General features: G+C 74.5%; 14 protein-coding genes. 9 read left to right on the top strand and 5 right to left on the bottom strand.

Annotated features, from left to right (window positions below; genetic code table 11):
* Positions 1-20 precede the first annotated feature (20 nt).
* The 3 genes from LQ51_RS23265 to LQ51_RS23255 all read right to left on the bottom strand — a co-directional run bounded on the left by LQ51_RS23265 (position 21) and on the right by LQ51_RS23255 (position 3932).
* Entirely contained in the window at positions 21-1322 is a 1302-nt protein-coding gene (locus LQ51_RS23265; RefSeq protein ID WP_046569123.1) for an MFS transporter, read from the bottom strand.
* Between the two features lie 151 nt (positions 1323-1473).
* The gene (locus LQ51_RS23260) at positions 1474-3546 is read right to left on the bottom strand and encodes an amylo-alpha-1,6-glucosidase (protein ID WP_046569093.1); all 2073 of its coding nucleotides are present in this window, start codon (positions 3544-3546) and stop codon (positions 1474-1476) included.
* Complete coding sequence (locus LQ51_RS23255; RefSeq protein WP_052745034.1) at positions 3543-3932, bottom strand: hypothetical protein; 390 nt, start codon at positions 3930-3932, stop codon at positions 3543-3545. Before LQ51_RS23255 ends, LQ51_RS23260 begins: the two co-directional genes overlap by 4 nt.
* A 135-nt stretch (positions 3933-4067) precedes the next feature.
* Between LQ51_RS23255 and LQ51_RS23250 the strand changes: the two genes are divergently transcribed.
* Positions 4068-5927, top strand: coding sequence for a glycoside hydrolase family 15 protein (locus tag LQ51_RS23250; protein ID WP_156313205.1), 1860 nt, complete (start codon positions 4068-4070; stop codon positions 5925-5927).
* A gap of 71 nt (positions 5928-5998) precedes the next feature.
* On the opposite strand, the gene LQ51_RS23245 is transcribed toward LQ51_RS23250, so the two are convergent.
* Positions 5999-8260: a DUF4153 domain-containing protein gene (locus LQ51_RS23245; RefSeq protein WP_046569090.1), complete on the bottom strand. Its 2262-nt coding sequence runs from the start codon at positions 8258-8260 to the stop codon at positions 5999-6001.
* Positions 8261-8551: 291 nt separating this feature from the next.
* Between LQ51_RS23245 and LQ51_RS23240 the strand changes: the two genes are divergently transcribed.
* Positions 8552-9478 (top strand): lytic polysaccharide monooxygenase auxiliary activity family 9 protein, encoded by a 927-nt coding sequence (locus LQ51_RS23240; RefSeq protein ID WP_046569087.1) that lies wholly within the window; start codon positions 8552-8554, stop codon positions 9476-9478.
* Between the two features lie 24 nt (positions 9479-9502).
* On the opposite strand, the gene mgrA is transcribed toward LQ51_RS23240, so the two are convergent.
* Positions 9503-10492: an L-glyceraldehyde 3-phosphate reductase gene (gene mgrA / locus LQ51_RS23235; protein ID WP_046569085.1), complete on the bottom strand. Its 990-nt coding sequence runs from the start codon at positions 10490-10492 to the stop codon at positions 9503-9505.
* A 145-nt stretch (positions 10493-10637) separates the two neighbouring features.
* Between mgrA and LQ51_RS23230 the strand changes: the two genes are divergently transcribed.
* The 7 genes from LQ51_RS23230 (at position 10638) to LQ51_RS23200 (ending at position 18830) form a co-directional block, all read left to right on the top strand.
* Complete coding sequence (locus LQ51_RS23230) at positions 10638-11606, top strand: aldo/keto reductase (protein WP_046569083.1); 969 nt, start codon at positions 10638-10640, stop codon at positions 11604-11606.
* A 5-nt stretch (positions 11607-11611) separates the two neighbouring features.
* Positions 11612-12109 carry a hemerythrin domain-containing protein gene (locus LQ51_RS23225; RefSeq protein ID WP_046569120.1) on the top strand — a complete coding sequence of 166 codons (498 nt, stop codon included), beginning with the start codon at positions 11612-11614 and terminating at the stop codon, positions 12107-12109.
* 144 nt (positions 12110-12253) lie between these two features.
* On the top strand, positions 12254-13504 hold the full coding sequence (locus LQ51_RS23220; RefSeq protein WP_046569081.1) for a sensor histidine kinase: 1251 nt from the start codon (positions 12254-12256) through the stop codon (positions 13502-13504).
* Positions 13501-14151 (top strand): response regulator, encoded by a 651-nt coding sequence (locus LQ51_RS23215; protein ID WP_046569079.1) that lies wholly within the window; start codon positions 13501-13503, stop codon positions 14149-14151. Before LQ51_RS23220 ends, LQ51_RS23215 begins: the two co-directional genes overlap by 4 nt.
* Positions 14152-14227: 76 nt before the next feature.
* Positions 14228-15337 (top strand): hypothetical protein, encoded by a 1110-nt coding sequence (locus LQ51_RS23210; RefSeq protein ID WP_046569076.1) that lies wholly within the window; start codon positions 14228-14230, stop codon positions 15335-15337.
* Between the two features lie 41 nt (positions 15338-15378).
* The gene (locus LQ51_RS23205; protein ID WP_046569074.1) at positions 15379-16875 is read left to right on the top strand and encodes a magnesium chelatase; all 1497 of its coding nucleotides are present in this window, start codon (positions 15379-15381) and stop codon (positions 16873-16875) included.
* Between the two features lie 2 nt (positions 16876-16877).
* Positions 16878-18830, top strand: a complete 1953-nt coding sequence (locus LQ51_RS23200; RefSeq protein WP_046569073.1) for a VWA domain-containing protein — start codon at positions 16878-16880, stop codon at positions 18828-18830.
* Positions 18831-19597: the final 767 nt, after the last annotated feature.

Below are 19597 nucleotides of genomic sequence, written 5' to 3'. Positions count from 1 at the left end.
GACGGGCGCCGGGGACCGCCTCAGGATCCGGCGGCCGCACGTTCCCGGGGCCCGTCGGGTGCTCCTCCTCGGTCCGGGGCGGTCCGGCCGGGCAGGCGGGTCAGGCCGGCGGCGACCACGCCGAGGGCGATGGTCGCCGCGGCGCACAGCAGCAGCGTCGGGCGGGCGCCCAGGGCGGCCGTCAACGGGCCGCCGAGCAGGGTGCCCAGGGGCACCGCCAGCACGGTGACAGCGCCGTTGGCGGCCAGGGCCTGGGGCAGTTCGGTGGTGGTGGCGCTGCGTTGGAACAGCGCCATCGACGTGGACCCGTACGGCGCCCAGATGAGGCCGGCCAGGGCGAAGGCCGGCAGCGACAGGCCGACGGGCGTACCCAGGCCGAGCGGCAGCATGGCGACGCCGAACCCGACCACGATCCCGATGGTGGTCGGCCAGAGCGGCCAGCGGTGCAGGTAGCCGGTGGCGAGGCCGCCGAGGAGGGAACCCGCGCCGAACGCCGTGTAGTAGAGCCCGAGGGTCGTGGCGGACGCGCCCAGGTCCTCCGTGACGAGGACGGGCATGGCCACGTAGAACGGGCCGAAGAACAGGAAGAACCCGAAGGTCAGCACCAGCAGGCCGAGCAGGGACCGGTTGCGACGGATGATCTCGAAGCCGGCCGTGCGGGAGGCGGCGGACCCGCGCGGATCTGTCCGGGTCTTCGGGGTCGGGATGGCGAGACGGTAGGTGAGCGCCAGGACGGCGAACGTCGCCGCGTCGATCGCGATGACCCACACCGGTCCGGCAAAGCTGATCATGACGCCCGCCAGCGGGGGACCGACGATGGTGGCGGCGTTGCCGAGGATGCCGAGCACCGCGTTGGCCGGCAGGTGGTGTCGTCGCGGCAGCAGCTCGGCGATCAGGGTGAAGCGGCCGGCGGACCCCCACGAGCGCAGCAGGGAGGCCGCGGCGAGCAGGGCCACGTACAGGCCGATGTCGAGGACCCCGGCAAGGTGGGCGGCGGGGATCGCCGCGAGCGCGACCGCCCGCAGGCGGGCGTCCCAGCTGGCGAGCTGGGCGCCGCTCAGACCGGCCAGAAACCGGCCGAAGATCATCGACCCGGCGGCGCTGGGCAGGAGGTACGCCGCCACCGCGAGCGCGGTCCAGGTGCCGCGCTGTGCCGGGGGCGCGAGCTGGAGGGCCAGCCAGGTCACGGCGACGAGTGCCATGCCGTCGCCGAGCGCGGACACCGCCAGGCCGGGCAGGACCCGTCGCAGCAGGGGGTGGCTGACCACCGGCCAGTACGGCGAGGAACGGGGGAAGCGGAGCGGCGCTGATTCGGGCGGCATGGTGCCCACCCGACACGACGCGGGGCGCGCAGATCAACGAAATCGGCCGAGGGCAGAAGGCTCGACGAGGTCCGTCATCGACGCCGCCCCCGTGGTGCGTGGGACGGCGCGCCGGCCCCGGCACCGGTCCGCCGCCTCCCCGCCGGCGCGCTCACGGTTGGGCGTAGCGGGTCATGCTCTGTTCCAGCCCGATCCGGTCCCGGCTGCGGCCGAGGGCGTCGATGGTGCCCCAGCGGCCCGGGATGTCGAGGAGTTCGATGCGGCCCATCCCGTCGGGCACGTCGGGATCGATGATCAGGTGCCCTTCGTGCGGTCGCAGGCCGAGCAGGACCCGCAGCAGCAGCAGGGGGGTGCCGGCGGACCAGGCCTGGGGACTGCACGCGGTGGGGTACTCGACGGGATAGTTGGTCTGGGTGCGGGGGAAACCGGCGAACGCCTCCGGCAGGCGGCCGTTGAAACAGTGGGCGGCGGCGAGGATCCCGGTCGCGATCCGGCCCGCCTCTTCCCGGAACCCGTAACGGGCCAGCCCCCAGGCGATGATCGAGTTGTCGAAGGGCCAGACGGTGCCGACGTGGTAGCCGACGGGGTTGTACCGGCCTTCGGTGGTGGCCAGCGTCCGCACGCCCCAGCCGGAGAAGAGCGCCGAGCCCAGCAGGTGCCGCACGACGGCCGGCGCGCGGTCCTCGTCGACGATCCCGCTCCACAGCAGGTGCCCGATGTTGGACGACAGCGAGTCGATGGGCTTGCCGTCCCGGTCCAGGCCGAGGGCGTAGTACTCGCGGTCGGCCAGCCAGAAGTCGCGGTTGAAGCGCTGCTTCAGCTCGCCCGCCTCGCGTTCGAGCCGGTCGGCGTACGCCGGATCGTGCCAGATCTCCCGGGCGAGCCGGGCCCCGCGGATCTTCGCGTCGTACGCGTAGCCCTGCAGCTCGCAGGTGCCCAGCGGGTAGGAGGGCAGCCGCCCGTCGTGGTACGAGATGGCGTCGGGTGAGTCCTTCCAGCACTGGTTGAGCAGCCCGGTCCGCGGGTTGCGGGTCTGGTAGTAGACGTATCCGGTGCCGAGCATGTTGCCGAAGGTGTCGAGCCAGTCGAGGGCCGCGCGGACCGGGTGCTCCAGCCGGCGGACGAGTTCGACGTCGCCGGTCCAGCGTTCGTACTCGTCGAGGAGGATGACGAACAGCGGCGTGGAGTCGGCGGAGCCGTAGTAGGGGGAGTGCGGCTGCTCCTCGAACCCGGCGAGTTCGCCGTAGCGCAGCTCGTGCAGGATCTTGCCGGGCTCCTCGTCGCGGAAGTCGTCCAGGCGGCTGCCCTGCAGGCCGGCGAGCATGACGATCGTCGGCTCGACCACCGCCGGCATGAAGGGCAGGGCCTGTAGGCAGGTGAAGATGCTGTCCCGGCCGAACAGGGTCATGAACCACGGCAGGCCGGCGGCCACCAGCCGGGCGCCGAGGGTGATCGACTCGTACCGGAGCGCGGCGAGATCCCGCAGGCTCGTCTGGTAGGCCTGGGACAGTGCCTCGCTGTCGGAGCGCAGCAGCGGCGCGGAGGCCAGGAACTCGCGGCGCTCGTCGCGGATCTCCGGCACCGGCCGGTCCGGACCCAACGGCAGGGTCTCCCGGAAGTCCCGGCCGTTGGCGCCGATGATCCGGGCCGTGGCCCGCAACCGGGTCTGCCACTCCCCGTGCGGTTCGAGGCGGGCCCGGAACGACATGCCCCGCTCGTCCACCTGCGCCTCGGTGGAGGATCTGATTACCACCTCGCGGTGGAACTTCTGCCGCCGGTAGCTGAAGCGCAGGTTGCCGTCGTCGAGGTCGACGGTCGCCCGGCCGAGTTTCCGCTGCGCGTTCTTGATCTCGAACAGGTCCGCGAAGTCGGCACCGACATCCACTCGGACGGTGACCTCGACCGCGTCCGTGTTGTGGTTGAACACGGTGAGGGTCTCCTCGAAGCTGCCGTTGATCGCCCGGTGCCGCTGGACGGAGATCTTCGCGTCCACGTAGTGGCTGGGCTCACCGGGCACAAGGAAGTACGTGGTGCCGTAGGACGTCTCCTCGTCGACGGAGAGGGCATGCAGGCGCGCGCCGTCCAGGGTGAGGATCCAGGTGGAGAGGAACCGGGTGTCGAACGAGAAGAGCCCCATGGGGTAGGTGAAGGACTCCTCGATGTCCCCGCAGCCGTCGGAGACGACGAACGTGTTCCCGTCCAGGATGCTGATCAACTGCTTCACCGGCGACCGCCTCCGGTGTGGACCGACTGGCGGCCGACCCCGCGCGGGTCCTGCGCGCCGGCGGGTTCCGGGAAGAAGCGCCGGAACGCCAGGAAGAGGGACAGCTCCCCGCTGATCGTCGCGTCGTTGCGGAGCACCGCCGCGATGCCCTGGGAGCGTCCGGCCACCAGGTCGGCGAAGAGGTCCATGTCGCTCTGCCACACCGCGTCGGCCTCCGCGTTGCCGCGGGACACCACGGCCGTGCCCGGGCCCATGGCCACCAGCCAGTGCTCGGTCCGGTGACCGACGTCGAGATCGATCCGCATGAGCCCGTGCGTCGGCCCGCGAAGGATCCTGGGGGCCAGCGACGGCAGGCGGTCGAAAAACCGGTCAATCGACTCAGGCACCCGCGAATGGTATGTGCAGATGGCCGGCCGCCGGGCCGGATCGGGCCGAAGCGGCCCGCCCGGCAGGGGCATCCGGGTGTGTCGGGCCAGGTCAGGGGTAGTCGTGCCGCGGCCGGGATGAGCGGGGGAGGACAGGTGGACGCATATCCTGCGGTGGAGAACCATGGCCTGATCGGTGACCTGCAGACCGCGGCGTTGGTGACCCGGGACGGCACGATCGACTGGTTCTGCGCACCCCGGTTCGACTCGCCCAGTCTCTTCGCCGGTCTGCTCGACCGTGCTAAGGGCGGCCACTTCCAGATCTCGCCCGACGGCGTCGACTATGTGAGCAAGCAGCTCTACCTGCCCGGCACGCCGATCCTGATCACCCGCTTCCTCAGCGCCGACGGCGTGGGCGAGTTGGTGGACTTCATGCCGGTCGCGGGCGACCAGGCAACCGACCGGCACCGGCTGGTCCGGATCCTGCAGGTGGTGCGGGGCAGCATGCGGTTCCGGGTCGACTGCCGGCCCCGCTTCAACTACGGCCGGGACCCGCACGAGATGGAGATGCACCCGGACGGGACCACCTTCCGTACGCCGGCGCACTCCCTCACCTTGAACGTGGTCCGGTACGCCGAACGGCTCACCGAGACCTACGAGTACCGGCGGAGCGAAGAGGGCGTCTGCGTGGTGGCCACCCTGCGCGAGGGCGAGGCCGGTGGCGTGGTCCTGGAAACCGGCTCGCCGGAGCCGCCGCGCGCGTACGCCCCGGCCGAGGTGCACGACCTGCTGGTCGATACCGAGGGGTTCTGGCGGCGCTGGCTCGAGCGCTCCCGGTACACCGGGCGGTGGCGGGAGATGGTCGAACGCTCCGCGATCACGCTGAAACTGATGACCTACGCGCCGACCGGGGCGCTGATCGCCGCCCCCACCGCCGGGCTGCCGGAGCAGGTCGGCGGCCCGCGCAACTGGGACTACCGCTACACCTGGATCCGCGACGCGTCATTCTCGGTGCACGCGCTGCTCGGCCTCGGCTTCACCGAGGAGGCCGAGCGGTACCTGCGCTGGGTGAACGACCGGGTCCAGGAGGCCGGTGAGAGCGGTGTGCCGTTGCAGATCATGTACCGGATCGACGGCTCACCCGAACTCGCCGAGGAGACCCTCGACCACCTGGAGGGTTACCGCGCCTCCGCGCCGGTGCGGATCGGCAACGGCGCGGCGGGCCAGCTCCAACTCGACATCTACGGTGAGATGCTCAACGCGCTCGAACTCGTCGACGGTCACGGACTGGCCCCCTTCCACGAGGCGTGGCTGAACACGGTGAAGCTCGTCGACTGGCTCTGCGACAACTGGGACCAGCCCGAGGACGGGATCTGGGAGACCCGCGGCGGCCGGCGGAACTTCACCTACGGCCGGCTGATGTCCTGGGTCGCCCTCGACCGGGCGATCCGCGTCGCGCTGCGGCGCGGGCGGCCGGGCGACATCGGCCGCTGGATGAGCGTCCGCGACCGGATCTACCACCAGGTCATGGACCGGGGCTTCCATCCCGGGCGCCGCGCGTTCGTCCAGCACTACGGGACGGACGTGCTGGACGCCTCGCTGCTCGTGATGCCGTCCGTCGGATTCGTGACGCCGACCGATCCGCTGTGGCAGTCGACGCTGCGGGCCATGGAGACCGAACTCGTCTCGGACAGCCTCGTCTACCGCTACGACCCGGACGCGTCGCCCGACGGCCTGCCCGGCAGCGAGAGCACCTTCACCATGTGCACCTTCTGGTACGTCCAGGCCCTCGCCCGGTCCGGGCGGCTCGACGAGGCCCGGCTCATCTTCGAGAAGATGCTCACCTACAGCACCCACCTGGGCCTCTACTCGGAGGAGATCGCGCCGAACGGCGACCAGACCGGCAACTTCCCGCAGGCGTTCAGCCACCTCTCGCTGATCAGCAGCGCGGTGGTCCTCGACGAACAACTCGGCGCCCGGCGACGGGTCGAGGCGGCCGACCCGCCACGCCCCTAGCCCGGCCCGCGCCGACGGCTCGGGCAGGTGGGCCCGGGCCGCCCGGCGGGGCGGGCGGCCCGGGCCCGGCGTCACCGCGGCCGGCGGCTCTTGGGCAGGTCGAACTGGTCGGCCCGACGGCAGTCCTTCGGGCCGCCCACGGCATCCGGACCGACCCGGTCGAGGGCCTGCCGGGCCCGGTACCGCCCCAGGTTCCAGGCGTACCAGGGGTCGGACTCGTCGAGGTCGTCGGCGATCCAGCTCAGGGTGCAGCGGCGGACCGGATCGGGGAGCCGGGTCAGGGCGGGCGTGGCGTCGGCGGAGAGGGCCCGCAGATACCAGGCGTCGATCTTGCCGGTCTGCTCGTACCGCAGGATGTTGCGCCGGGCGGCGTAGTCCTCCGGGTTGAGCGCGGCCAACCCGAGCAGCATCACCACGGCCAGCGCCACCGTCGAGCCGGGGATCCACCGCCCCTGCCACCGGACGCCCGCCGCCAGGATCATCAGGAACACGGCCCCGAGCAGCAGTTCGAACGCCATCACGAAGATCCGCTCACCGGTGAAGCTGTAGACCTTCTGGTAGGTCCACATCCGGGACAGCGCCGACACCACGATCACCACGCTGAGCGCGCTGAGCAGGCCCAGCAGCACGCGCAGCAGGGTACGTTCGAGCGGCCGCTCCCGGCTGGCCCAGCGGCTGACCCCGCCCAGCACGGCGAGGGTCAGCAGGGTGACGAAGAGCAGCTGCCAGAAGCCGCTGCGGGCGTACTCGGAGTAGCTGAGGTCGGCCACCTTCCGCACGTGCCCCTCGCCGCCGAAGAGCACGGTGAACTGCACCACCACGAAACCGGCGAAGAGCAGGGTGAGCGCCCCGATGGCCGGGGCCCACTCGAGCAGGCCGAGGCGGCGGCGGGCCGGCCGGTCCACGGTGGACAGGTCGGGCGGCGCGGCCAGGGTGTAGACCGCCGCGACGGCGATCAGGCCACCGACGGCGGCCAGGAAGATCCAGCGGAACACCGTACCGATGTTGATCTCCGGGACGATCGCGCTGAGGACCTCGTCGAACGCCGCGTCGGCGGAGGCGAGCAGGGCACCGAAGACGACCAGCACCAGTACGGTGGCGACCACCGACCCGATGATCCGGCGGACCATCGCGGCCTCGGGCGAGGCGCTGATGTGCCGGCGTACCCAGGGCAGGCCGCGGAACGCCGCGAACGGTGCCGCCACCAGCCCGAACAGGATCGACCGGACCAGCCGGCCGCCGACGATGGCCAGGGTGGCGCAGCCCAGCGCGCCGAGCACGCAGAACGTCACCAGCCACCAGGCGTTGCGGAAGGCCAGTACGGCCAGCAGCGCCAGCGCCGCCGCGGCCCAGCCACCCCGGATCAGCCGCTCGGTGCGCGGCAGTTCGGCGGTGCGCCGGCGTACGCCCACCAGCACGCCGAGGGTCAGCGTGAGCCAGCCCAGGAACCAGCCGATGCCGACCGCGTTCAGCGGCACGAAGAAGGCGGTGCCGAGCGCGCCGGCCAGCACGGCGAGCGGAACCGCCCGCCCGGTGGCCTGCTTCGGCTCCGGCCAGCGGGCCCCGAGGAACGAGGTCCGCGGCCCGGGCGGCCGGGGGACCCAGAACCCGCCGGGCGGCGGTGCCGCGCCCCAGGGCTGCGGCACCGGTGGCGCGAGGCCCGGCGGCACGGCCGGCCCGCCCGGCTGCGCGGTCCCGGATCCGGGGCCGCCGGCCGGCGCTACGGTCCCGGACGACGCCGCCGGGGCCGCCGCGCCCGGCGGCAGCTGGCCAGTGGTGCCGGTTCCCGCCGTTGCCGGTGCGCTCCGGCCGGCGGCGGTCGTCGCTTCGGCTGCGGGAGCCGGTTCGCCGGGTGCGGTCACCGTCACCCCGTCTCCGGACCCGAGGTCGGGTCCGCCGGCCCCCGGGTCCGCGTCGCCGGTCGCCGGGCCAGCGGCCGGGGCGGCCGGTGCGGTGGCGGCCGGGTCCCCGCCAGCGGCCGGGGCGGTGCCGGTCGGTGGGTTGGCCGGGGCGGCAGGGGTGGTGACCTCGACGGCCGGGGCGGTGGCCTGGGTGGGCACGCCCGGCGCGGGCAGCACGATCCGCGCCGCGTCCGGCGCCTCGCCCGGCGGGACCAGCGGCAGGAAGACCGCGTAGCCGCGCGTGCCCGGTGGCACGACGACCGGAATGGCCCAGGCGGGCTCGCCCTCCCGGCCGGGCCAGACGACACCGGGCGGCCCGCCCGCCACGTCGGGCATGACGAGCAGGTACGGCGGGACGGCGGCGGCACCCGCCGAGGGCCCGGCCGCGGGGGCGGCCGGGGGCGGATCTGGCGTCGGCGGCGGCTCGGGCACGGCGCGCTCCTTTGCTGGCTCGGGGGTGCCGTCACTGTAGGACCCCGCCCCGCTCGGCGAGGTCCCGCGACGCCGACGCGGTCCGTTCGGTTGACCCGACCGGACCGCCGCCACTCCGAGGGCGGCTCCGGACGACCGATGCCGGCCCCCGTCGAGCGCGGCGGGGCGCCGGTAGTCGGGCCGCGCCGCCGGGCGCGACCCGCCGCGCCCGGACCCGGGTCACGCCACGCAATCGGCCCCGGGTCGAACCTTTGCCGGCCCGCGCCCGTACCACCGGCCGGAGGTCCACCCATGGCCGTACGTCGTCGAATCCTCGCCGCTGCCGCGGCCGCCACCGTGACCCTGTGCGGCACCGCCGGGCCGGCGCAGGCGCACGGCGCGCCGACCAGCCCGCTGAGCCGGGCGGCCGCCTGCGGCCCGGAGGGCGGCCGGTCCGGCACACCGGCCTGCCGGGCGGCCGTCGCCGCGGGCGCCGCCGTCCGCGAGTGGGACAACATCCGGGTCGCCCGGGTCGACGGCCGGGACCGGGACCGCATCCCCGACGGCGAGTTGTGCAGCGGAGGGCTCTCCGCGTACCGGGGGCTGGACCTGCCGCGCGCCGACTGGCCGGCCACCACGCTCACCGCCGGCGCCCGCTACACCTTCCGCTACCGCACCACCATCCCGCACCGGGGCACCTTCCGGCTCTACGTGACCACCGACGGATACGCCCCCACCCGGCGCCTGAACTGGGCCGACGTCGAGGCGAAGCCGTTCCTCACGGCCACCGACCCGCCGATCCGAGGCGGCGCGTACCAGATGTCGGGGCGGCTGCCGGCGGACCGGACCGGCCGGCACATCATCTATGTCATCTGGCAGAACTCGGACACCCAGGACACCTACTATTCCTGCTCCGACGTGGTGTTCCGGTCGGCGGCGACCGCCTCGCGGCCGCGTACCGGCCGGTCGGCGACGCCCCCGGCGGGCGCGGCGGCACCGCGTACCCTCGCGTCGGCCCCGGCCGGCGAGCGGGGTGACCGTCCGGGAGAGGGGACGCCGGTGGCGGCCGTGACCGAGGCGGGCGGCGGCCCGCGCCGCCCGGTGGTCGCGGCGGCGGTGCTGGCCGGCGTGCTGCTGGCCACCCTGGTCGGGCTGCGGTTGCGCCGTCCCGGCGGCGGGCCGGTGGGCCGGCCCTGCGGGATCCGCAACCACCGCGCCGTTCGTCGCCGGACCTGGTGAGGCCGCCACCGCTGCCCGGCCGGTTCAGCCCAGGTGGCGGTCGATCTCGGCGAGTTCCTCGGCCGAGAGGTCGAGGTTGTCCAGGGCGGCCACGTTCCCCTCGAGCTGGGCGACGCTGCTCGCCCCGATGATCAGACTGGTCATCCGCGGGTCCCGCAGCGCCCAGACCAGCGCCAGCTGGGCCAGGGTCTGCCCGCGCCGCTCGGCGATCGCCGCCAGGCCGCGGATGGTGGCCATCTTCTCCTCGGTCAGATCGCTCTCGTTGAGGAAGACGCTGGTGCGCACCCGCGAGTCCGCCGGGATGCCGCGCAGGTAGCGGTCGGTGAGCAGGCCCTGGGCGAGCGGACTGTACGCGATGCAGCCGGCGCCGACCCGCTCCAGCGTGTCCAGCAGCCCGTCGGACTCGGTCCAGCGGTTGAGCATCGAGTACGACGGCTGGTTGATCAGCAGCGGGGTGCCCAGGTCGCGCAGGATCGCCGCGGCCCGCTCGGTCTGCTCCGAGGTGTAGTTGGAGATGCCGACGTACAACGCCCTGCCGGAACGGACGGCCGTGTCCAGCGCGCCCATCGTCTCCTCCAGCGGGGTGTCCGGGTCGAACCGGTGCGAGTAGAAGACATCGACGTGGTCCAGGCCCATCCGGCGCAGCGACTGGTCCAGCGACGAGATCAGGTACTTGCGGGAGCCCCACTCGCCGTACGGGCCGGGCCACATGAGGTAGCCCGCCTTTGTGGAGATCACCAGCTCGTCCCGGTACGGCCGCAGGTCGGTGGCGAGCATCCGGCCGAAGTTCTCCTCCGCCGAACCGGGCGGCGGGCCGTAGTTGTTGGCCAGGTCGAAGTGGGTGATGCCGAGGTCGAAGGCGCGCCGGACGATGTCCCGCTGCCGCTCGTACGGCCGGTCCGGGCCGAAGTTGTGCCACAACCCGAGCGAGATGGCGGGCAGCCGCAAGCCGCTGCGCCCGCTGCGCCGGTAGGTCATCGCGTCGTAACGGTCGTCGGTGGCGAGGTAGGTCACGCCGTCGACCCTAGTCCCGGCCGGCCCCGGTCCGGGCCGGAGGCGGCCAGCTCCCGCCCGTTCCGATCCCGACGCGGGAACGGGCGTGCCACCCCGGACGCCGGAACGGGCGTGCCGGCCCGCCGGCTTGGGTAGCTTCGACCCCATGCGTTTCGTCCCGGTCGACACCGCCAAGCCGATCTCCAAGATCGGCCTGGGCACCTGGCAGTTCGGTTCGCGCGAGTGGGGCTACGGCCCCGACTACGAGCGCCGGGCCAGTGAGATCGTGCGGCGGGCGCTGGACCTGGGCGTCACCCTCTTCGACACCGCCGAGGTCTACGGGTTCGGCCGCAGCGAGCGGATCCTCGGCGCGGCGCTCGGCCCGGACCGGGGCAGGGTGGTGGTGGCCACCAAGATCTTCCCGGTGCTGCCGGTCGCTCCCGTGGTGCAGCAACGCGCCGTCGCCTCCGCCGCCCGGCTCGGTGTGGCCGGCATCGACCTCTACCAGGTCCACCAGCCCAACCCGGTGGTCGCCGACACCACCACCATGCGCGGCATGCGCGCCCTCCAGGACGTCGGGCTGGTCGGCGAGGTCGGGTGCAGCAACTACAGCCTGCGCCGCTGGCGGTTCGCCGAGGCCGCGCTGGGCCGCCGGGTGCTGAGCAACCAGGTCCGCTACAGCATGGTCGACCGCGGCCCCGAGGAAGACCTGATCCCGTACGCGGAGCAGGCCGGCCGGATCGTCATCGCGTACAGCCCGCTCGCGCAGGGCTTCCTGTCCGGCCGCTACGACGCCGGCAACCCGCCGGGCGGGGCGGTGCGCCGGGCCAACCCGTACTTCCTGCCGGAGAACCTGGCACGCGGCACCGACCTGATCGCCACCCTGCGCGAGGTGGCCGCCGCGCACGACGCCACCCCGAGCCAGATCGCCCTGGCGTACCTGCTGCGCCACCCCAACGTGGTGGCCATCCCCGGCGCCTCCGGGGTGGAGCAGGTGGAACGCAACGCCGCCGCCGCCGAGATCGACCTGGCCGACGACGAGTACGCCGCCCTGCGTACCGCCGCGCACGCGTTCCGGCCGGTCACCGGGCTGGCCGCCGTACCCAAGCTGATCCGCGCCCGTACCCGGAGGTGACCATCATGGACGACATCACGGCCCTGATCCTCGACGACCACGCCTCCTTCCGGCGGGGCTTCGCCCGGCTCGACGATGCCCGCGACCCCGACGAGCTGCTGGCGATCTGGGAGGCGCTCGCCCTGCACCTGGACATCCACGCCGAGGCGGAGGAGGCGATCCTCTACCCGCACCTGGTCCGGCACGGCGACGACGGCGAGGACGAGACCGCGGACGCGGTCGGCGACCACAACAAGATCCGCGACGCGATCGCCGAGTCGAAGCTGCACGAGGTCGGCTCCGACGCCTGGTGGGCGGCGGTGTGGAAGGCCCGCCGGGAGAACAGCGAGCACCTGGCCGAGGAGGAGGACGAGGCGCTGCCCGACTTCCGCCGGCACGCCGGCGTGGAGCTGCGGGCCGAGCTGGGCGCCCGCTGGCTGACGTTCTACGGCGAGCACAAGAACGGTCGCAACCTGCCGTTCCGGGACAAGGACCCGGAGGCGTACGTGCGCGAGCACCGCTGAGCGCGGCGCGCCGCCAACCAGGCGCCGGGCCGGCGGACGGCCGGCGCGATCAGTCCGGCCGGCGCTGACGATGGCGGCCGGCGGCACCGTGTCTCCCCGTTGCGGGGGAGTCGGTGCAGCGCCGTCGGACGGCAGAATGGGCCGGTGACGATCCGGGCCGCGCTGGCGCCGCTGGTGCGCGCAAGCACCTGGCGACGCGCCGTGTTCCTGCTGCTCGGCGGCGTGCTCGCGCTGCCGTACGGCCTGCTCGCGGTGGCCTTCGCCCAACTGCTCGGCGGGCCCGGGGTGCCCCGCCCGATCGGGTTCGGGCTGCTGCTGGTGGCCGTCGCGCTCGCCGCCGTACCGGTGTTCCTGGCCGGCAGCCGGGCGCTGGAGATCGCGGCCGCCCGGGCGCTGCTCGCGGTCGACCTGCCCGAGCCCGTCCCCGGCCACCGGACGGACCGGGAAACCCGGCTGCGCGCCGCGCTCTGGATCGCCCTGCACCTGCTCACCGGGGCGGCGGTGCTGTTCGCGGCGATCAGCGTCCTACCCATCGGCCTGGTCTTCCTGGCCGGGCTCACCGGCCTGGACACCGGCGGGGTGCCCGGCGACGGCTTCGGCCCGCTCGACCCCGGCCACCCGGTCGTGGCGGGTCTGGCCGGGCTGGCGCTCCTTGTCGCGCTCGGCTACGCGGTGGCCGGGCTGGGCGGGCTCGCCGCCTCCATGGCGCCGGTGCTGCTCGGCCCGGCGCAGGCCGAACGGATCGCCGCCCTGGAGGCCCGGACGGCCCGGCTGGCCGAGCGCAACCGGCTCGCCCGCGAGCTGCACGACTCGGTGGGGCACGCGTTGACGGTGGCGACCCTCCAGGCCGGGGCCGGCCGCGAGTTGCTCGACACCGACCCGGAATTCACCCGCCGGGCGCTGCGCGCCATCGAGGAGACCAGCCGACGGGCCATGGACGACCTGGACCACGTGCTCGGGCTGCTCCGCGAGACGGCGGACGGGCGGTCGCCCGCGCCGACCGCGCCGCAGGCCACCCTGGACGGGCTGGACCGGCTGGTCGCCGACACCCGGGCCGCGGGCCTCGCCGTGGAGTCCCGGATCAGCGGGCCGCTCGGCGGGCTGCCCGCCGTGGTGTCCCGCGAGGGATACCGGATCGTGCAGGAAGGGCTGACCAACGCGGCCCGGCACGGCCGGGGGCCGGTGCGCCTGCGGGTGGCCGTACCCGCCGGGGGTCTGGAGATCGAGCTGGTCAACGCGCTGCGCGAGACCGGCGGGCCGGGTGGCGGCGGGCGTGGCCTGGACGGGATGCGGGAGCGGGTGCTGCTGCTCGGCGGGCAGCTCACCGCCGGCCGGGAGGGCGACCGCTGGCTGGTCCGGGTGAGCCTGCCGACGCGGACGGAGGAGACCGGGTGACCATCGACGTGCTGATCGTCGACGACGACGAGCTGATCCGCGTCGGCCTGCGGGCGATCGTGGACGCCCAGCCGGACCTACGGGTGGTCGGCGAGGCCGCGGACGGCGCCGAGGTGCCGTCGCTGGTGGCCCGGCAGCGCCCCCGGGTGGTGCTCATGGACGTCCGGATGCCGGCCATCGACGGCATCCAGGCCACCCGGCGGCTGCTGGCCGCCTCCGCCGACCCGCCCCGCGTGCTGGTCGTCACCACGTTCGCCAACGACGAGTACGTCTACGCGGCGCTCCGCGCCGGGGCCAGCGGCTTCCTGCTCAAGCGGGCCCGCCCGGCGGAGGTGGTGGAGGCGATCCGGGTGGTGGCCGCGGGGGAGTCGCTGCTCTTCCCAGCGGCGATCCGGCGGCTCGCCGGCGCGTACGGCGGTCGGGGCGGCGACGGGCTGCGCGCGGCCCGGCTCACCGAACGGGAGGGCGAGGTGCTGCGGCTGATGGCCGCCGGGCTCTCCAACCCGGAGATCGCCGACCGGCTGGTCGTCGGCGTGGAGACGGTCAAGACCCACGTCGGCAACGTGCTGGCCAAGCTCGGGGTGCGCGACCGCACCCAGGCGGTGATCGCCGCGTACGAGTCGGGTTTCGTGGTCCCGACCGGCTGACCGGTCCCTCCCATGGGGGAGGCGGTCCACCCCGGCGCGGGAGGGATCCGGAGCCGGACCGGCCGAGGCTGAGGGCATGACGACAACGACCGATGCCCCACCCGGCCGGCCCATCCGGACCCGGCTCGACCTGGCCGCCCCGCTCGCCGCCGCCTGGCTCGGCGGCTGGGGCGTGCTCGCCCTGCTCAGCACCCTGACCGGCGCCGGCTACCCGTTCGGCGCCAACGACCCGCACGGCGGCGACGTCAGCCTGCTCCGACTGGTGCCGGCGGACGTCGGCGCCCCGCTCTTCGCCGGGCTGCTGCTGGTCGCGGCCGTCGCGGCCCTGGCCATGAGCGGCCCGGTGCCGGTACGCCGGCCCGGCCTGCCCCGCGCACTGCTGCTCGGCTACGGCTGGACGGTCGCGTTCGCGCTGGCCGTGGTCGTCCCCGACGCCCGGGTGCTGATCGTGCTCGGCTACCTGCCGATCCTGCTCATCGGCGCGCCGTTCGGCTGGCCGCCGGTCGACTACGGGCAGATCTTCGACTGGCCGCTGGCCGCCCGCTGCGCCGCCCTGATCGGGGGCGTCCTGCTGGCCGGGGCACTGCTGCTCTGGCAGCGCCGGACCGTCGGCGCCTGCCCGGCCTGCGGCCGGAACGACCACGAGCGCGGCTGGACCACGCCGGCCGCGGCGGCCCGCTGGGGGCGCTGGGCCGCGTACACCGCCGCCGCCATCCCGGTCACCTACGCGGTCACCCGGTTCGCCTGGGCGGCCGGCATCCCGCTCGGCATCTCCCGGGGCTTCCTCGCCGAGATGCGGGAGACCGGACTGGTCTGGGCCGGGGCGGGGCTGGGCGGCTTCGCCACCGTCGGGGCGATCCTCACCCTCGGGCTGGTCCGCCCCTGGGGCGAGCGGTTCCCCCGCTGGCTGCCGGGGCTGGCCGGTCGGCGGGTACCGATCAAACTGGCGGTCGTCCCGGCGACGCTGGTGGCGCTGTCGGTGACGGCGGCCACCCTGGGCCTGATGAGCAACCCCGAGTTCTGGCACCTGGCCGGCGGGTTCAGTCTGACCTCCGCGCCGATGCTGCTCTGGCCGCTGTGGGGCGTCGCGCTCGGCGCGGCCACCCTGGCGTACCACCTGCGGCGCCGAGGCGGCTGCGCCCGCTGCGGGCGGCCCCGGCCGGGCCCGGCCGGACGGCAGCGCTGAAGACGGGCGGATGGTCACCCGGCCGCGCTAGCGTTGGCCGGGTGACCGCTCCCAACCAGGTTCCCCCGGTCCCGCCCGCCGACCTGCCGGGCACGCTCGGCGCGTTGCGGGCGACCGGCCATCAGTACCGCACGGTCAAGCAGGAGATCCGCGCCAATCTTCTCGCCCGGATGCGCTCCGGCGAGGAACGCTTCCCCGGCATCGTGGGCTACCAGGACACGGTGCTGCCCGAGGTCGAGCGGGCCCTGCTCGCCGGCCACGACATGGTGCTGCTCGGTGAGCGCGGCCAGGGCAAGACCCGGCTGATCCGTTCGCTGGGCGCGCTGCTCGACGAGTGGACCCCGGTGCTGCCCGGTTCGGTGCTCAACGAGCACCCGATGCATCCGCTCACCCCGGCCTCCCGGGCGCTGGTCGCCGAGCACGGCGACGACCTGCCGATCGGCTGGCTGCACCGCTCCATGCGGTACGGCGAGAAGCTCGCCACCCCGGACACCAGCGTCGGCGACCTGATCGGTGACGTCGACCCGATCCGGCTCGCCCAGGGGCGCAGCCTCGGCGACCCGGAGACCATCCACTTCGGACTCGTACCCCGTACCAACCGTGGCGTCTTCGCCGTCAACGAGCTGCCCGACCTGGCCGAACGGATCCAGGTGGCGCTGCTCAACGTGCTCGAGGAGCGGGACATCCAGGTCCGCGGCTACCAGTTGCGGCTGCCGCTGGACCTGCTGCTGGTGGCCAGCGCCAACCCGGAGGACTACACCAACCGGGGCCGGATCATCACCCCGCTCAAGGACCGCTTCGGCGCGGAGATCCGCACCCACTACCCGGTCGACCTCGACCTGGAGCTGGCGTTGATCCGGCAGGAGGCCGACCTGGTCGCCACCGTCCCGGAGCACGTGCTGGAGGTGCTCGCCCGGTTCGCCCGCGCGGTCCGGGAATCACCGTCGGTGGACCCGCGCTCCGGTGTCTCCGCCCGGTTCGCCATCGCCGCCGCCGAGACCGTCGCGGCCGCCGCGCTGCGCCGCTCCGGCCTGCTCGCCGCCGCGGCGCCGGGGGAGGCCGGCCGAACCGGCACCACCGGAGACGTCGACCGGGCATCCGGCCGGTCGCCGGAGGCCCCGGTGGCCCGGGTGGGCGACGCCGTCTCGGTGACCTCCACCCTGCGCGGCAAGGTCGAGTTCGAGAGCGGCGAGGAGGGGCGGGAGATCGAGGTCCTGGCCCACCTGCTGCGCACTGCCACCGCCGAGACGTTCCGGGCCCGGCTGGCCGGGCTGGACCTGTCCGGGTTCACCGCGCTGGTCGCCGAGGGCGGCATCATCGAGACCGGCGAGCTGGTCTCCTCCGCCGAGTTGCTGCGCCAGGTCGGCACCGTGCCCGGGCTGGCCAAGGCACTCGACCGGCTCGGCCTCGGCGACGCGCCCAGCCCGGAGGAGGCCGCCGCCGGCGTGGAGTTCGTCCTCGAAGGGCTGCACCTGACCCGCCGGCTGGGCAAGGACGTCACCGAGTCCGGCCGCACCGTCTACGGCGGCCGGGGCTGACCGTGGCCGGCAACCGGTTCCGGTACGGGCAGTGGCGCGGCGGACCCGACCCGCTCGCCCCGCCGTACGACGTGCGGGCCGCCGTCGACGCGGTCGGCGCCGAGGTCCTCGCCGGCGGCAGCCTGCGCGAAGCGCTGCGCGACCTGCTGCGCCGTGGCCCGCAGGGCCGGGGCGGCCTGGACGACCTCGCGGCCCGGGCCCGCCGGCTGCGCCGCGACGCGCTGCGCCGCGGCGACCTGGACGGCGCGGTGACCCGGGCCCGCGCCCTGCTCGACCAGGCGCTCGCCGCCGAACGGGACGAGCTGCGCGGCCGGGACGGCGACGACGCCCGCTTCGCCGAGGCCGTGCTGGACAACCTGCCCCGCTCCACCGCCCGGGCGGTGGAGGAACTCTCCGGGTACGACTGGGCCAGCGACGAGGCACGGCAGACGTACCAGCGGATTCTCGACGGGCTGCGCGGCGAGGTGCTGGAGCAGCGCTTCGCCGGGCTGCGCGACGCGGCGCGGGCCGCCGCCGACCCGGCCGCCCAGCGACAGCTCGCCGAGATGATGCGCGACCTGAACGACCTGCTCGCCCGGCACGCCCGCGCCGAAGACACCACCGACGCGTTCGCCGAGTTCATGCGCCGGCACGGCGAGTTCTTCCCGGAGCGGCCCAGGGACGTCGACGAGCTGGTCGACGTGCTGGCCCGGCGGGCGGCGGCCGGCGAACGGCTGATGCGGTCGCTGTCGGACCGGCAACGCGAGGAACTGGCCGGGCTGATGCGCCAGTCCCTCGGCGACCAGCTCGCCGGGGAGCTGTCGCAGCTCGACGGGCACCTGCGGGCGCTGCGCCCCGACCTGAACTGGCAGCGCGGCGAGCGGGTCCGGGGCGACCAGCCGCTCGGCTACGGCGAGGCGACCGGCGCGCTCGGTGAGATCGCCGAACTGGACGAGCTGCTGGACGCACTCGACCAGGAACACCCGGGCGCCACCCTGGACGACGTCGACGTCGACGCGGTGGCCCGCACGCTCGGGCGGGACGCCGCCGACGACGTACGCCGGCTGCGCGAGCTGGAGCAGGAGCTGCGCCGCCAGGGGTGGGTCACCCGCGACGCGGACGGGCTGACCCTCAGCCCGAAGGCGCTGCGCCGGCTCGCCGGCACCGCCCTGCGGCGGGTCTTCGCCGACCTGACCGCCGGTCCGCGCGGCCAGCACGACCTGCGCTCCGCCGGGGCGGCCGGCGAGGTCAGCGGCGCCTCACGGCCCTGGGAGTTCGGCGACGAGCAACCCCTCGACGTGGTGCGTACCCTCACCCGGGCGGTACGCCGGGCCGGACCCACGGTGCCGGTGCAGCTCGCCGTCGAGGACTTCGAGGTGGTCGAGACCGAACGGCGGGCCTCGGCGGCGGTGGCGCTCTGCGTCGACCTGTCGTACTCGATGATCTCCCAGGGGCGCTGGGGGCCGATGAAGCAGACCGCGCTGGCGCTGTCGCACCTGGTGGCCACCCGTTTCCCGCAGGACGCGTTGCAGATCATCGGCTTCGGCCGGCAGGCACTGCCGCTGACCCAGCAGGAACTGGCCGCGGTCGAACCGGACCTGGAGCAGGGCACCAACCTCCAGCACGCGCTGCGGCTGGCGGCGCGGCACCTGCGCCGCCACCCGGGCGCCGAGCCGGTGGTGCTGGTGGTCACCGACGGCGAGCCGACCGCGCACCTCGACCCGGACGACGGCGAGGCGTACTTCCACTGGCCGCCGCTGCCCGAGACCATCGAGGCGACCGTCCGCGAGGTGGACAACCTGACCCGGTACGGGGCCACGCTCAACGTGTTCATGCTGGGCGACGACCCGGGGCTGCGCCGGTTCGTGGACGCCGTCGCCCGGCGGTCGAAGGGGCGGATGTTCACCCCGGACCTCGACGATCTCGGCGAGTACGTGGTGAGCGACTACCTGCGGGCCCGCCACGGGCGTCGCTGACGTCGCATCTTCGCCGTGCCGGTTCGGGTCACCTGTCCCGTTGGTGGCCTCCGGGTTCGTGGCCCCTTGGCGGTTGTCCCTTGATCCACTCCGGTTGCGGCAAGTCGTGGTGTACGGCTGGTCGGAAGGGCCGCTTTGCCGCATGCCGAGTTGATCCAGCCGGAGTCGGCTCGCCGCGCCCGGAGTCCCGGGCGCCACGCCCAGGCCGGCGCACCAGTTCGCTGCCGCCTCCGGTCGTCATGCCCGTCCTCCCCGCCGCCCCGCCGCCCCGCCGTCCCGCCGTCCCGCCGTCCCGGTCGACGCTGGCAGCGGAGCGTGCGCCCGGCCCGCCGTACGCGCCCTGCCAGGATGATCGGGGCAGCAGCCGCCACAGCCGCTGATCGCCGGTCGCCAGCCGGAACCGCCGGCTGCCGGCCGCCACTCGGCAGTCCCAGCCGCCGCAGCCGCCGGTCGCCAGCCGAAACTGCCGGTCGCCGGTCGCCGCACCGTTCGGTGGGTCGCCGAGGGCGTTGGGCGATGGTGAGTGGAACGTCATGGGTGTCTCCGGGGTCCGGATACACCCATGGCGTTCCACCGACGGGGTGGTGGCCTGCGTGGGCTGGGCGGTTCGGTGCGGTCTGTCCGGTTCTCGGGGTGGTGGGCGGCACCCGGGCGGCGGAATGGTTGGCGGGGGCGGGTCGTTGTATACGGGTGAACGGCCGAGCAAGAGCGCCCCGCCCCGGCGGGTGTGGCCCCCCGGGGAATGATGGTGGGCCGCCGGTCGTTAC

Source organism: Micromonospora sp. HK10, from assembly GCF_000982955.1.
Lineage (GTDB): Bacteria > Actinomycetota > Actinomycetes > Mycobacteriales > Micromonosporaceae > Micromonospora.
This window is presented reverse-complemented; position numbering and strand designations above follow the sequence as displayed.